The organism is Mesorhizobium sp. (genome assembly GCF_004963255.1).
Lineage (GTDB): Bacteria > Pseudomonadota > Alphaproteobacteria > Rhizobiales > Rhizobiaceae > Mesorhizobium.
The window spans coordinates 189,480-203,351 of the sequence record NZ_SUGA01000005.1; the positions used below are offsets into that span (position 1 = coordinate 189,480).

Sequence of the window (13,872 nt, forward strand, 5' to 3'; positions counted from 1 at the left end):
ATGTGGTACATCTGGGACCTCTCGATACTGCTCAGCGCTCTGTCCCTGGTGATCATGCTGCTTCTGATCGCGCGGCGCGTGTGGCAGGAGCGGCGAGACAGGGCGGCGGCCGACCAGCGGCGCCAGGTGCTGACCGCGCTGATCGCGTTCACGGAAAGCCGCGATCGCGAGGCGCTGAAGGCGACCGTGCTCGACGTGCCGCCGGGCGTGGCGATCGAAGCTGGCTTCGAGTTCATTTCGCTGCTGCGCGGCGAGGAGAGGGACGACGTGCTTGTCGCCTTCAACGAATGCGGCCTCCCTGCCCGCGTCAACAGGCAACTGCGGAAAGGCAATATCGCCGACCGCATCCACGCCGCGGAGATGCTGGCGGCGCTGGGTTCGGACGATGCGACGGAAAACCTGCTTTCCGCGCTGACCCAGGACCGTTCGCGCGAAGTCCGGATCGCGGCGGCCATCGCGCTCTGCGATCTCGGCAGCCTGCCGCTGCTCGGCACCGCGCTGGACTTCATCGGCGTGGCCGGGCAGCGCTCGCGGCGGCTGATCGAGCTGTTCAGGCGCTTTCCGCGCTCGCGCTTCAACGAGCTTGCGGTCCATGCGTCGCGCGCGGACGCCTCGCCCTTCATCCGGGCGGCAGCGATCGACGCGCTTGCCCACGCCGGCGGCTTCGGCTTCGCCGATTTCTTCGCCGGCCTGACCGGCGATGCCGCGCCCGAAGTTGCCGCCGCCGCATTGCGGGCGCTGGGCCTGACGGGTCACGCCGAGGCGCCGGCCATCCTGAAGCACGCCATGGCCAACGATGACTGGGAGGTGCGAGCCGCCGCGGCCGAATCCGCCGGGCGCCTCGGCCTGCCCGGGCTCGCCGCGCCGCTCTCCAGGCTAATGGATGATGAGATCTGGACCGTGCGCTATGCCGCTGCCAACGCGCTACGCTCCTTCGGCCAGCCGGGCGAGCGGCTGTTGCGAGAGATCGCTTCCGCCGAGGTCTCGCGCAGCCAGCGCACCGCGTCGCTTATACTGGCCGAGGGGCCGGTCCTATGATCGCCGACTGGACCCACGAGGTCGTTCTTGCCGCCACCATCCTGTCCTGGTTCATCATCGGGGCGGGGCTGGCGCAGACCACGATCTATCTCCTGCAGCTTGTCTTTGCCGGCTACGCCCTGTCCAAGCGCCCACCTGTGGCGCGCTCGGCGCTGCTGTGGCAGCGCTATGGCGATGTCGCGCCGCCGATCGCGCTGCTGGTGCCGGCCTATAACGAGGCGTTGAACGTGGTCGAGAGCGTGCATTCGATGCTGGCGCTGGAATATCCGAATTTCGAGGTGGTCGTGATCAATGACGGCTCAAAGGACGACACGCTGCAGCGCCTGATCCATGCCTTTAAGCTGGTGAAGTTCCAGCGGCCTTACGAGGAGGCGCTCGCGCACCAGCCGATCCGCGGCCTCTATTCCTCGCCGATGACCGAACGGCTGTTCGTGGTTGACAAGGAAAATGGCGGCAAGGCCGATGCTCAGAATGCCGGCATCAATGTCTGTCGCGCGCCGCTCTTCTGCGTCATCGACGGTGATTCCATCCTCGAGCCTGATGCGTTGATGCGCGCCGCCCAGCCTTTCATTGACGACCCCGAGCGCACCATCGCCGTGGGCGGCACGATCCGCATCGCCAACGGTTCGCGGATCGAGGCGGGCAGGGTGCGCGAGATCCATTTGCCGCGCCGCCTGCTGCCTTTGTTCCAGGTGGTCGAATATCTCAGGGCCTTCCTGATGGCGCGGCTTGCCTGGAGCAGCATCAACACGCTGATGCTGGTGTCCGGCGCCTTCGGCATGTTCCGCCGCGCCGAAGCGGTGGCGGTGGGCGGCTTCACCAAGGGCTCGATGGGCGAGGACCTCGACATCGTCATCAAGCTGCACCGCCATATGCGAGACAAAAAACGCAAATATCGCATCCAGTTCATTCCCGAGCCGGTGTGCTGGACCGAGGCGCCGGAAACGCTGAGCGTGCTGGCCCGCCAGCGCTCGCGCTGGCAGCGCGGCGCGCTCGAATGCTTCTTCCGCTACCGCTCGATGCTCTTCAACCCCCGCTACGGCCGCGTCGGCTTCCTCGGCTTCGGCCACATCTTGGTCGTCGACGTGCTGGGACCGGTGGCGGAGGTGCTGGGCTATATCCTGATTCCGGCCTTCTGGCTGCTCGGCATCCTTTCGGCGGAATATCTTCTCGCCTTCACTGCCCTTATCTTCACTTACGGGGTCTGCGTCAGCGTCTGCTCGCTGATCCTCGAAGAGGCCGAGCTACAGCGCTTTCCCCGCGCCCGGGACCTCGCCGTACTGACGGTCGCCGCCGTGATCGAGAATTTCGGCTACCGCCAGCTCAACAATTTCTGGCGCGTGAAAGGCTGGTGGCAGTATCTGCGCGGCAACCAGGGCTGGGGCGAGATGACTAGGACCGGCCTCGGCGCCGCCAAGAAATAGACCCGGCGGCCGCAGACCAAGGCCATGTCACGCCAGCGTCCGCTTGATCTCCTGGATCAAGGCATCGAGCGCCGCATGCGTGCTCCCGCCATCGGCCTGCTCGACGATCAGCGTCTCCAGCGCCGACGCGCGCGCGCTGATCTCTGCAAAGCCGAATGTGCCTGCGGCGCCGGCGAGCGAGTGGGCGAGCCGGATGAGCGAGTCGTTGCCGGGGAGGGGAGTGGCCTGATGCGCGATGGTCTTCAGCTCGGCGAGCTGATCGGCGCACCTGGCGAGGAAACGTTGACGCAACGGGGCGAAAGGATCGTTTGCGATGAGGCTGGCTCCATTGCGAGAATGCGCGTGAGCAAGCTGGAACGGGAGGTTCTGTTCTATTTGTGCAGAAACATCTGTGAGCGGACTGAAATGCCGCTAACCCGTTGTTTCTTCTGGTCGGAGTGGCAGGATTTGAACCTGCGACCCCCTCGTCCCGAACGAGGTGCGCTACCAGACTGCGCTACACTCCGTGACCAGACGGCGGGCTTATAGCCGCCGCCTTTCGATACTGCAAGCGGCAATGGCAGCACTTCTGTCGCATTTCGTCGGCTTTCGTCGCGCCGGTCGGGACAACAGCGGGTTGAGGCAGTTCGTGAAAGGCGAGTTCCAGCCTTGTGTGACCAACCATGACCCCGCTAAAACGGGTCCCGCAGCCGCCTGGAGTTCCGAATCTTGCCTCAGCGCATCGTCAGTTTCGTCATGAGTGGCGGCGTCGGGTCGCGGCTGTGGCCGCTGTCACGCGAGGACAACCCCAAGCAGTTCCATGATTTTTCCGGCGATGGCTCGATGCTGGCCAGGACCTTGCGCCGGCTGGCGGCGCGGCCGGACGGCGAGACGCCGATCTTCCTGATCGCGGCGGAGCGTCACGCCGAGCGCGTCCATGCCGACCTTGCCGGCGTTGATCTCAAGGGCGGCGGACCGCTGTTCGAGCCGACGGGCCGCAACACGGCGGCCGCGGTGGCGCTGGCCAGCCTGCGCACGCTCTCCGAATATGGCGACGAGCTGGTGCTGGTGGTGCCGTCGGATCACGAGATATCGACGCCTCGCCAGTTCTGGCAAAGCATCGAGGCGGGCGCGGCCGCGGCAAATGCCGGCCGGCTCGTTGTGTTCGGCCTGAAGCCAACCCAGCCCGAGACCGGCTACGGCTATATCGAGGTCAGGGCGGACAAGGGCGGCGTGTTCGACGTCTCGCGCTTTGTCGAGAAGCCGGATCTCGCCACCGCGCAGGCCTATCTCGATGCCGGCAATTTCTACTGGAACACCGGTATCTTCCTGTTCCGCGCCGGCGCCATGCGCGACGCCTTCGCGGCCTATGAGCCAAAAATCTGGCAGGCGACCGAGGCTGCCTACAAGGCGGCAACCAGCGATCTCTCGGGCCTCTACATGCCGCTGGAACTCTACTCGGCCATCCCGTCGACCTCGATCGACTATGCCATCATGGAGCGTGCCAAGGATATTGCCATGGTCCCGGCCGGCTTCCGCTGGAACGATCTCGGCTCGTGGCAGTCGCTGCTCGATGTCGGCCCGTCCGACAAGCACGGCAACGTCATCATCGGCGATGTCGTCGCTATCGATTGCGAGAACTCCTACATCCGCGGCGATGGCCGGCTGCTGTCGGCCATCGGCATGAAGGATGTGGCCATCGTCTCTACCGCCGACGCAACCTTCGTCGCGCCGGTCAGTCACAGCCAGCACGTCAAGAAGATCGTCGAGCAGCTGGAGAAATCCGGCCGGCTGGAGACGCGGTTCACGCCAGCGCATGATCGCGTCATCGAGAGTGGCGCCTGGCGGCGGCGCGTGCGCCACTGGCTGTTCGAGGAGACGCTGCCGCTGTGGTCGACGGTCGGCGTCGATGAGCGCCATGGCGGCTTCCACGAGGCGCTCGGCTTCGACGCCGCGCCGCTGATGAAACCCAAGCGAATGCGCACGCAGGCGCGCCAGGTCTACGCCTTCGCGGTGGCCAAGGAGCGTGGCTGGGACGGTCCGGCGGACAAGCTGATCGCCCACGGCATCGACTTCATGGCTGGTCAGGGCCGTACCGACCGTGGAGGCTGGGTCCGCACGCTCAACATCGATGGCTCGGTCGCCGATCCTGTCGAGGACGCCTACGATCATTCCTGCGTTCTCCTGGCGCTGGCGCACGCCCATATGTCGGGCCATCCAGATGCGTTGCGGCTCGGCGAGGAGACGTTTGCCTTCCTTGACACACATTTGGAAGACAGCCGCATGACCGGTTTTCTGGAAACCTCCGATGGGGCGGAGGAGCGGCGCTCCAACCCGCATATGCATCTGCTCGAGGCCTTCCTCGCCTGGCACAAGGCGACGGGCGAGCGCGCCTATCTGCGGCGCGCCGCGCGCATCATCGACCTCTTCCGCAGTCATTTCTTCGATGCCGAAAGCTGGACGATTGGCGAGTATTTTGACAAGGGCTGGAAGCCGGCCGCGGGCGAGAAGGGGACTTGGACCGAGCCTGGCCATCATTTCGAATGGGCCTCGCTGCTGGTCGATTTCGCCGCCCGCAGCGGCCAGAGCGAACTTACCGCCTTCGCCCGCAAGCTCTACGCCTCGGCCATTGCCAACGGGCTCAACCGCGCAACCGGCCTCGCCTACGGCGCCATCTCGCGCCAGGGTCTGCCGCTGGATACCGTCTCGCGCGGCTGGCCGCAGGCCGAGGCGATCAAGGCGGCGATCGCGCTGGACGGCTCGGGCGGGCCGGACCTCAAGCCCGAGATCGAGGCGCGGGTCGGCCGCCTGTTCCGCTGGCACATCGATCCGGCGCCGCTCGGCCTGTGGATCGACCGCATCGACGAGCGCGGCCGCTCACTGGCGACCGAGGTGCCGGCCAGCATCTTCTATCATCTGGTCTATGCGCTGACGCAGTATCTGGACGGCACGGAGCAGAAGGGGTGAGCCGGTTCCGGCACGGCCCGACCAAACATCGTCGTCATGGCGTCGCGCTCCCGCGGACGACCAGCGACAGCATCGCGACGACCGGCGGCGCCGCAAACGACCAGACACCGATCTGGACATGGAGCAGCGCGGCCGTTCCGCATCCGAGCGCGAAGACGGCCACCATCATCGACATCCGCGCAAGGCGCGATCGGGCGGCAGTATCAACAGCGGACGAGCCGTAGATCAGGTCGGCCAGATCAAGCATGATCTGGGTCGTGGTGCCCGTCATCAGCGTCGAAGGCGGCAGGCTGGCGAGATGGACGCGGTGCGCGGCGTTTTGAACTGCCATCGCCGAAACCAATATCATTCCCGTCACGATGGCGGCCCAATGGTCGCCATCCGGGAAAGGCCCGAGCCGGACCGCCAGAACGGCGGCCGCGATCAGCAACACGAGCATGATCGTCAGCAGGTAGCGAAACACCGGCGCCTCCCGGTGTCTCAGCGTGTTCGACAACAACCGGCTGAGGATGACAACCACGCAAAAGACCGGCAGCGCTAGCAGCTTCGACAGGGCGCCTGACGTGCCGAGCGCCAGGGAGGCGCCGAGCGTCACAAAGTTGCCGGTGACATGCGCGGTAAACAGCCCCTGGAGCGCCAGGAAACCCATCGTGTCGACATAGCCGCCGTTGAAGCCGAGCAGCAGCGGCAACACGACGGCTCGCTTGTCCTTGGCTTCACCCGCCATCTTGGCCTCCTTTGCCTCCGGCAAGGTTGTGGCAAACCGCGGCAAGGAGAACAGCGCGATGATCTGCCGGAACGGGTCGCGATATCAATAAGGCGCCGCCACGTCGCCCGTCTCGACATAAACCGCCTTGAGCTGCGAGTAATGCGCCAGCGCGGCAAGCGAGTTCTCGCGGCCGATGCCGGACTGCTTGACGCCGCCGAAGGGCATTTCCACGGGCGTAAGGTTGTAGGCGTTGATCCAGCAGGTGCCGGCCTGCAGTTCGGCGATCACCCGATGCGCGCGCGGCAGATCGCGGGTGAACACGCCGGCCGCGAGGCCGAATTCGGTGTCGTTGGCGCGCTCGATCACCTCGTCCTCGCTGTCGAACTTCAAGACGCTCATCACCGGGCCGAAGATCTCTTCGCGCGCGATGCGCATGGTATCGGTGACGCCGGTGAACACAGTCGGCTCGATGAAGAAGCCGCCTTCGAAGCCCTGCAGCGACGGCACATTGCCGCCGCAAGCGAGGCTCGCGCCTTCCTGCCTGCCGGCTTTGATATAGGAGACGACCTTCTCCTGCTGCAGGCGGTTGACCAGCGGTCCCATCTGCGTTTCGGGATCGAGCGGATCGCCGATGCGGATTTTCTTGGTGCGCTCGACCAGCCGCTCGACAAAGCGGTCATGCAGGCCTTTCTGCACGAAGACGCGCGCGCCGTTGGAGCAGATCTGGCCGGTGGAGTAAAAATTGCCGAGCATGGCGCCGCCGATGGCGTTCTCGAGGTCGGCATCGTCGAAGACGATGAGCGGCGACTTACCGCCGAGCTCCATGGTCGCATGCTTCATCTTGGAGCCGGCGAGCGACAGCACCTTGCGACCGGTCGGCACCGAGCCGGTCACCGAAACTTTTGCCACCACATCATGGCCGACGAGACCGGCGCCGACATCGCCATAGCCTTGCACGACATTGAACAGGCCATCGGGCAAACCCGCCTCGCTGTAGATCTCGGCCAGCGCCAGCGCCGAAAGCGGTGTGTTCTCCGAGGGCTTGAACACCATGGCATTGCCCATGGCCAAGGCCGGCGCCGACTTCCAGCCCGCGATCTGGATCGGATAGTTCCAGGCGCCGATGCCGACGCAGACGCCGAGCGGCTCGCGGCGCGTGTAGGCAAACGGTCCGCCGAGATCGATCATTTCGCCGTTGAAGGCGGCGACCGCTCCGGCGAAATACTCCAGGCAGTCTGCGGCCGAAGGGGCGTCCGCCACCAGCGTCTCCTGGATCGCCTTGCCGGTGTCGAGCGTCTCGATGCGGGCGAGATCGGCGTTGCGCGCGCGCAGAATGTCGGCGGCGCGGCGCAGGACGCGGCCGCGCTCGACAGGCTTCAGCCGCGCCCATGCCGGCTGGGCGGAGCGGGCCGCCTCGATCGCCAGCTCCAGCAGGTTCGGCGTCGCCGAATGCAGAGTGGCGATGGTCTCGCCGGTTGCCGGATAGATCACCGGCAGTGGCGTGCCGCCCTCATCCTCGATATAGCGGCCGTTGACATAGTGCGATGCGGTCGGCTGGGCGCGCATGGCTTTCTCCAAGTCTGTTCGCCGGGAGGGCGGTCAGCCCGACAATGCCCTATCGGTCCGCCACCTGCCAGCGCGGATTGATCCAGGGTTCCTGGTTGGATGGCGCCAGCGGCGTGCGGCCGAGGATATGGTCGGACGCCTTTTCGCCGGTCATGATCGAGGGCGCGTTGAGGTTGCCGTTGGTCACCCGCGGAAAGATCGAGGAGTCGGCGACGCGCAGGCCCTCGACGCCGATTACCCGGCATTCCGGATCGACGACGGCGGTCAGGTCGTCGGCGCGTCCCATCCGGCAGGTGCCGCAGGGATGGTAGGCGCTCTCGGCATGGTCTCGGATGAAGGCGTCGAGCTCGTCGTCGGTCTGCACATGGCTGCCGGGCGAGATCTCCTTGCCGCGGAACCCGTCGAAGGCCTTCTGCCCAAAGATTTCGCGGGTCAGCCGGATGCAGTGGCGGAACTCGCTCCAGTCGTCCGGATGCGACATGTAGTTGAAGCGGATCACCGGCTTCGCCTTCGCATCCGGCGAGCGCAGCGTCACCGAGCCGCGCGACTTCGAGCGCATCGGCCCGACATGCGCCTGGAAGCCATGCGACTTCGCCGCCGACTTGCCGTCATAGCGCACCGCCGCGGGAATGAAGTGATACTGGATATCGGGGTAGTTGACGCCGGCCTGCGAACGCACGAAGGCGGCCGCCTCGAAATGGTTGGTGGCGCCAAGCCCGCTCTTGAAGAACAGCCACTGCGCGCCGATCAATGCCTTGGAGAAAGGATTGAGCACCGAGTTCAGCGTGATCGGCCTGGTCGATTCCTGCTGGATATAGAGCTCCAGATGGTCCTGCAGATTGGCGCCGACACCCGGCCGGTCGGCGATCACCTTTATGCCGTTCTCCTGCAGATGCGCGCCCGGGCCGATGCCGGACAACATCAGGATCTTTGGCGAGTTGATCGACGACGCCGCGACGATCACTTCACGCCGCGCCTTAACGACTTGAATCTTCTTGTCAGCTTCGATCTCGACGCCGACAGCGCGTTGATTCTCGATCACCACGCGCCGGGCGAAGCCTTTGACCAGACTCACATTCTTGCGTTTGAGAGCCGGCTTCAGATAGGCGTTCGCCGCCGACCAGCGGCGACCGCCAAGAATGGTTTGCTCCATCGGCCCGAAACCTTCCTGCTTGGAGCCGTTATAGTCGTCGGTGAGTTCGAAGCCGGCCTGGCGGCCAGCCTCGACGAAGGCGCCGTAGAGCGGATTCTTCCGTGTGCCGCGCTGCACATGCAATGGTCCGCCGTGGCCCCGCCAGCCATCCTCGCCGCCGTCGGAATCCTCCATGCGCTTGAAATAGGGAAGTACGTCTGCGAAACCCCAGCCGGCCGCGCCCTGTTCTGCCCAATGGTCGAAGTCGTGCGCATGGCCGCGCACATAGACCATGCCGTTGATCGAGGACGAGCCGCCGATTACCTTGCCGCGCGGCGTGGCAAGCACGCGCCCGCCAAGATGCGGCTCCGGCTCGCTGGCGAAACCCCAGTCGTAAAGGCTCATATTGAGCGGGATCGACAGCGCCGACGGCATCTGGATCAGCGGCCCCATATCGGTGCCGCCGAACTCGATGACGATCACCGAGTGCTTGCCGTCTTCCGACAGCCGATAGGCCATGGCCGAGCCGGCGGAGCCGGAGCCGATGATGACGAAATCCGCTTCAAGCATTGTTCATATGCGCCATAAAATCGGCGAGCGAGACATTGCCGCCGGTTGCAACCACGAGGACAGTCTTGTCCTTCACATCCACCTTGCCGTCGAGAAGGGCGGCCAGCGATGCCGCGCCCGAGGGCTCCAGCACCAGCTTCATCCGCTCGAAGGCGATCTGCATCGCCCGCCGCACCGAGGCGTCGTCAACGGTAACGCCGCGCACGCCGGCGGCGCTCACCGCCGCGAAGGGCGCATCGCCGGGCTTGCGCGCCATCAACCCGTCGCAGATCGATTTCGGCCCGATCGGCATCGTCTCGATCGCGCCATGCGCCAGCGATGAGCCCATGCCGTTGAAACCCTCCGGCTCGACGGCGATGATCTCGGTCTTCGGGGACAGATAGTGGAAGGCGAGTGAGACGCCGCCGATCAGCCCTCCGCCGCCGACCGAGCAGAACACCAGATCGGCATGCGTCTTCTTCGCTGCGAGCTGCTCGAGCGCTTCAAGCCCGGCGCCGGCCTGTCCGGCGACGATTTCCGGATCGTCGAAGGGATGCAGCAAGGTCAGGTGCTCTGTCTCGGCGATCTCGCGCGCCTTGGCGGCGGCGACCTCCTCGCGGGCGCGGTCGCCATGATCGGTCAGCACCACACGCGCACCGTAGCCGGCGGTGGCGTCCCGCTTGGCGGCCGGCGCGTCGATCGGCATGACGATGGTGACGGGAATGCCGAGCGCTTGGCCGGCGGCCGCCAACCCCTGCGCGAAATTGCCGGAGGAATAGGCGACGACCCCCTTCTTCGCTTCGTCGGGAGACAGCCGGCTCAGCCGCCAATAAGCGCCGCGCACCTTGAAGGAGCCGGCCCATTGCAGCGACTCCGGCTTGACGAAGACGCGCGCCGCGCCGGTCTCCCTGGCCAAGGCCGCCGACTCCAGGAGCGGCGTCACCTGCGTGGCCGTCGAGGTGACGGCATAAGCCTGCCTCAGATGATCAAGCGGCGGGACGAGAATGTCTGCCATCATTCGCCTCTCGGATACCGTTTGCTCTCCTCGAGATTGTCGAGGTTCATGTGATTGCGCATGTAGCGTTCCGACGCCTTCTGCAGCGGCTGGAACTCCCACGGGTAATAGGCGCCGTTGCGCAGCGCCGGGTAAACGACCCAGCGGCGCGCCTGGCTTTCGCGCACGGCGGCGTCGAAGTCCGCCATGTTCCAGCGCGCGCGAACCTTTTCCATGAAGGCCGAAACCAGATCGGCGTAAGCCGGGTTGGCGCCGAGATTGTCGAGCTCGCGCGGATCGGCGTCGAGATCGAAGAGCTGCGGCGGATCGAGCTCGCAATGGACGAATTTGTATTTGCCCTCGCGGATCGCCACCATCGGCGCGTAGGAACCTTCAGCCGCATACTCCATCAGCACCGGCGCCGCGCGCTCCTTGCCGGCGGCAAGCGGCAGCAGCGACTGGCCGTCCGTCCATGGCGCGATCCCGCTCATGTCGATGCCGGCGAGGTCGCAGAGCGTCGGCGCCACGTCGAGATTGGAGACGGGCGTCCCGATCAACCCAGCCTTGATACCCCTGCCGGCCATCATCAAAGGCACGCGCGCCGCGCCCTCGTAGAAGCACATCTTGAACCACAGGCCGCGCTCGCCCAGCATGTCGCCATGGTCGGAGCAGAACAGCACGATGGTGTCGTCCAGCATGCGGGTGCGTTCGAGCACCGACAGCAATTCGCCAACCTTGTCGTCAAGATAGGAGATGTTGGCGAAATAGCCGCGCCGAGAGCGGCGGATCTGCTCCGGCGTGATATCGAAACTGTCGTAGTCCGATGCCTTGTAGAGCCGCTTCGAATGCGGATCCTGGCTGTCATAGGGGATGAAGCCCACCTCCGGCTCCAGCGCCGGGCAGTCCTCGTAGAGGTCCCAGTATTTGCGCCGCGCGACATAGGGGTCGTGCGGATGGGTGAAGGAAACGGTAAGGCACCAGGGGCGCCGGTCTGCATCGTCCGACACGCGCGCGAACTCATAGAGCTTCTGCGTCGCATGGAAGGCGACCTCGTCGTCATACTCCATCTGGTTGGTGATCTCGGCGACACCGGCGCCGGTCACCGAACCCAGATTGTGATACCACCAGTCGATACGCTCGCCGGGCTTGCGATAGTCCGGCGTCCAGCCGAAGTCGGCCGGATAGATGTCGGTGGTCAGCCGCTCCTCGAAGCCGTGCAACTGGTCGGGACCGACGAAATGCATCTTGCCGGAGAGCACCGTGTGATAGCCGGCGCTGCGCAGATGATGCGCGTAGGTCGGGATCGAGGAGGCGAACTCCGCGGCGTTGTCATAGACCTGCGTGCGCGACGGCAGTTGCCCGCTCATGAAGGAGGCGCGGCCCGGCGCGCAGAGCGGCGAGGCGGTATAGTTGTTGGCGAAGCGCGCCGAGCGTGCGGCCAGCGCCTTCAGATTGGGGCCATGCAGGAACTCGGCCGGGCCGTCCGGGAAGAACGTGCCGTTGAGCTGATCGACCATGACGATCAGGAAATTGGGTCGCCGGGTGGTCAAGGCAGGCTCCGTCCGTTGAGCTTGGTTTCGAGATAGTCTTCCACGAGCGCGATCGCGGTCTGCGCGTCCGGCACGCCGTCCTTCAGCGCGCGGCGGATATAGAGCCCGTCGATCAGCGCCGCGGTCGCTTCCGCCACGCGGTCGGCCTCGGCCCGGGGCAGGATGCCGGTCAGCCCGCTCATCAGGTTGGAATGCAGCCGCCGCGCATAGATGCGCAGCAGCCGCCGCAGCTCGGTCGATTTCTGCGCCTCGACATAGAAGGCGAGCCATGCGGCGATGATCTCCGCCTGGAACTGATCGTCGGAGAAGCTGACCGCGACCACGGAGGAGACGCGCTCACGCGCCGTGCCGGCGGTGTGAAGCGCGCGCCTGGTGTCGATGTTGAGCTCCGTCAGGATGTGCCGCATCGTCGCGAACAGCAGCTCGTCCTTGGCGCCGAAATAGTGATGCGCCAGCGCCGACGACACACCGGCGCGTCCGGCGATCTCCGACATCGTCACGTCCAGCGATCCGCGCTCGCCGATCGCCGAGATCGTCGCGTCGATCAGCGCCTTGCGGCGCACGGGTTCCATTCCGATTTTCGGCATTTTGGGGGTCCGGTTCGGGTCGAGATTATTTTTTATTGACGCGTCAATCAATAAAAATCGACACTGGGATCAACCGATCGTGTCGTTCTGGCCCATGGCGGAGGGTTGGAAAACGGTTCACTATTGAACAATATTGAATCATGCGCCGCCCAAGATCGTGCTAGGCTGCGGCGCAAATGGAGGTTGCCATGACCGCATGCATCGTCGGCTGGGCGCATTCGCGCTTCGGCAAGCTCGAAGGCGAGACGCTGGAGGGCCTGATCACCAAGGTTGCCGTCGAGGCGCTCGACCATGCCGGCATCGGTCCGGACGATGTCGACGAGATCGTGCTCGGCCATTTCAACGCCGGCTTCTCCCCGCAGGATTTTACCGCCAGCCTCGTGCTGCAGGCCAATGACCGGCTGCGCTTCAAGCCGGCGACGCGCGTCGAGAATGCCTGCGCCACCGGCTCGGCCGCGGTCCGGCAAGGTATCCGCGCCATCGACGCCAACGCCGCCCGCATCGTGCTGGTGGTCGGCGCCGAGCAGATGACGACGACGCCCGGTCCCGAGATCGGCAAGAACCTGCTCAAGGCATCCTACCTGCCCGAAGACGGCGATACTCCGGCGGGCTTTGCCGGCGTCTTCGGCAAGATCGCGCAGGCTTATTTCCAGCGCTATGGCGACCAGTCGGATGCGCTGGCCATGATCGCCGCCAAGAACCACAAGAATGGCGTCGACAATCCCTACGCCCAGATGCGCAAGGATTTCGGCTATGAGTTCTGCCGCCAGGAAAGCGAGAAGAACCCGTTCGTCGCCGGTCCGCTGAAGCGCACCGATTGCTCGCTGGTGTCGGACGGCGCGGCCGCTCTTGTGCTCACGGATACCGCGACAGCGCTGAAGATGCGCCGCGCCGTCGCCTTCCGCGCCAATGAGCATGTCCAGGATTTCCTGCCGATGTCGAAGCGCGACATCCTGGCCTTCGAGGGTTGCGAGCACGCCTGGAACCAGGCGCTGAAGAAGGCCGGCGTCACGCTCGACGACCTTTCCTTCGTCGAGACGCATGACTGCTTCACCATCGCCGAGCTGATCGAATACGAAGCGATGGGCCTGGCCAAGCCAGGCGAGGGCGCCAGGCTGGCGCTGGACGGCACGACGGCCAAGGACGGCCGCCTTCCGGTCAATCCGTCCGGCGGCCTGAAGGCCAAGGGCCATCCGATCGGCGCCACCGGCGTGTCGATGCATGTGCTCACCGCCATGCAACTGACCGGCGAGGCCGGCGGCATCCAGGTGCCGGGCGCGAAGCTCGGCGGCATCTTCAACATGGGCGGTGCCGCCGTCGCCAACTACGTTTCCATTCTCGATCGCATCAGGTAGAAGCGGCCCGCATTAAAAGCAG

Annotated in this window: 11 protein-coding genes and 1 tRNA gene; 4 read left to right on the plus strand and 8 right to left on the minus strand. The window is 65.4% G+C overall.

The annotated features are described in order from the left end of the window. Complete coding sequence (locus tag E5X34_RS08780; protein WP_292563109.1) at positions 1-1,038, plus strand: HEAT repeat domain-containing protein; 1,038 nt, start codon at positions 1-3, stop codon at positions 1,036-1,038. Then, complete coding sequence (locus E5X34_RS08785; RefSeq protein ID WP_292563111.1) at positions 1,035-2,462, plus strand: glycosyltransferase; 1,428 nt, start codon at positions 1,035-1,037, stop codon at positions 2,460-2,462. The genes E5X34_RS08780 and E5X34_RS08785 overlap by 4 nt, the downstream gene beginning before the upstream one ends. Positions 2,463-2,489: 27 nt before the next feature. On the opposite strand, the gene E5X34_RS08790 is transcribed toward E5X34_RS08785, so the two are convergent. Then, positions 2,490-2,753: an Hpt domain-containing protein gene (locus tag E5X34_RS08790; RefSeq protein ID WP_292563113.1), complete on the minus strand. Its 264-nt coding sequence runs from the start codon at positions 2,751-2,753 to the stop codon at positions 2,490-2,492. A 138-nt stretch (positions 2,754-2,891) separates the two neighbouring features. Further along, positions 2,892-2,968 (minus strand) — tRNA-Pro (locus E5X34_RS08795). A 202-nt stretch (positions 2,969-3,170) separates the two neighbouring features. On the opposite strand from E5X34_RS08795, the gene E5X34_RS08800 reads away from it, so the two are divergent. Further along, positions 3,171-5,408 (plus strand): AGE family epimerase/isomerase, encoded by a 2,238-nt coding sequence (locus tag E5X34_RS08800; RefSeq protein ID WP_292563115.1) that lies wholly within the window; start codon positions 3,171-3,173, stop codon positions 5,406-5,408. Between the two features lie 34 nt (positions 5,409-5,442). On the opposite strand, the gene E5X34_RS08805 is transcribed toward E5X34_RS08800, so the two are convergent. The 6 genes from E5X34_RS08805 to betI all read right to left on the minus strand — a co-directional run bounded on the left by E5X34_RS08805 (position 5,443) and on the right by betI (position 12,495). Further along, complete coding sequence (locus E5X34_RS08805; protein ID WP_292563117.1) at positions 5,443-6,135, minus strand: YoaK family protein; 693 nt, start codon at positions 6,133-6,135, stop codon at positions 5,443-5,445. Positions 6,136-6,219: 84 nt separating this feature from the next. Beyond that, positions 6,220-7,683 (minus strand): betaine-aldehyde dehydrogenase, encoded by a 1,464-nt coding sequence (gene betB / locus E5X34_RS08810; protein WP_292563119.1) that lies wholly within the window; start codon positions 7,681-7,683, stop codon positions 6,220-6,222. 49 nt (positions 7,684-7,732) lie between these two features. Then, a complete protein-coding gene (gene betA / locus E5X34_RS08815; RefSeq protein ID WP_292563121.1) occupies positions 7,733-9,385 on the minus strand; it encodes a choline dehydrogenase in 1,653 nt (550 codons plus the stop codon). Continuing rightward, a complete protein-coding gene (locus E5X34_RS08820) occupies positions 9,378-10,382 on the minus strand; it encodes a threonine/serine dehydratase (RefSeq protein ID WP_292563122.1) in 1,005 nt (334 codons plus the stop codon). The genes betA and E5X34_RS08820 overlap by 8 nt, the downstream gene beginning before the upstream one ends. Further along, positions 10,379-11,908 (minus strand): choline-sulfatase, encoded by a 1,530-nt coding sequence (gene betC / locus E5X34_RS08825; protein WP_292563124.1) that lies wholly within the window; start codon positions 11,906-11,908, stop codon positions 10,379-10,381. The genes E5X34_RS08820 and betC overlap by 4 nt, the downstream gene beginning before the upstream one ends. Then, the gene (gene betI / locus E5X34_RS08830) at positions 11,905-12,495 is read right to left on the minus strand and encodes a transcriptional regulator BetI (RefSeq protein WP_127303214.1); all 591 of its coding nucleotides are present in this window, start codon (positions 12,493-12,495) and stop codon (positions 11,905-11,907) included. The genes betC and betI overlap by 4 nt, the downstream gene beginning before the upstream one ends. A gap of 188 nt (positions 12,496-12,683) precedes the next feature. On the opposite strand from betI, the gene E5X34_RS08835 reads away from it, so the two are divergent. Continuing rightward, positions 12,684-13,850 carry an acetyl-CoA acetyltransferase gene (locus E5X34_RS08835; protein ID WP_292563127.1) on the plus strand — a complete coding sequence of 389 codons (1,167 nt, stop codon included), beginning with the start codon at positions 12,684-12,686 and terminating at the stop codon, positions 13,848-13,850. Positions 13,851-13,872: the final 22 nt, after the last annotated feature.

Excerpts from the sequence above, each read along its gene's own strand:
- E5X34_RS08780 (WP_292563109.1), top strand. The coding sequence starts at position 1 with ATGTGGTACATCTGGGACCTCTCGATACTGCTCAGCGCTCTGTCCCTG.
- E5X34_RS08785 (WP_292563111.1), top strand. The coding sequence starts at position 1,035 with ATGATCGCCGACTGGACCCACGAGGTCGTTCTTGCCGCCACCATCCTG.
- E5X34_RS08805 (WP_292563117.1), bottom strand. The coding sequence starts at position 6,135 with ATGGCGGGTGAAGCCAAGGACAAGCGAGCCGTCGTGTTGCCGCTGCTG.
- betB (WP_292563119.1), bottom strand. The coding sequence starts at position 7,683 with ATGCGCGCCCAGCCGACCGCATCGCACTATGTCAACGGCCGCTATATC.
- betA (WP_292563121.1), bottom strand. The coding sequence starts at position 9,385 with ATGCTTGAAGCGGATTTCGTCATCATCGGCTCCGGCTCCGCCGGCTCG.
- E5X34_RS08820 (WP_292563122.1), bottom strand. The coding sequence starts at position 10,382 with ATGATGGCAGACATTCTCGTCCCGCCGCTTGATCATCTGAGGCAGGCT.
- betI (WP_127303214.1), bottom strand. The coding sequence starts at position 12,495 with ATGCCGAAAATCGGAATGGAACCCGTGCGCCGCAAGGCGCTGATCGAC.
- E5X34_RS08835 (WP_292563127.1), top strand. The coding sequence starts at position 12,684 with ATGACCGCATGCATCGTCGGCTGGGCGCATTCGCGCTTCGGCAAGCTC.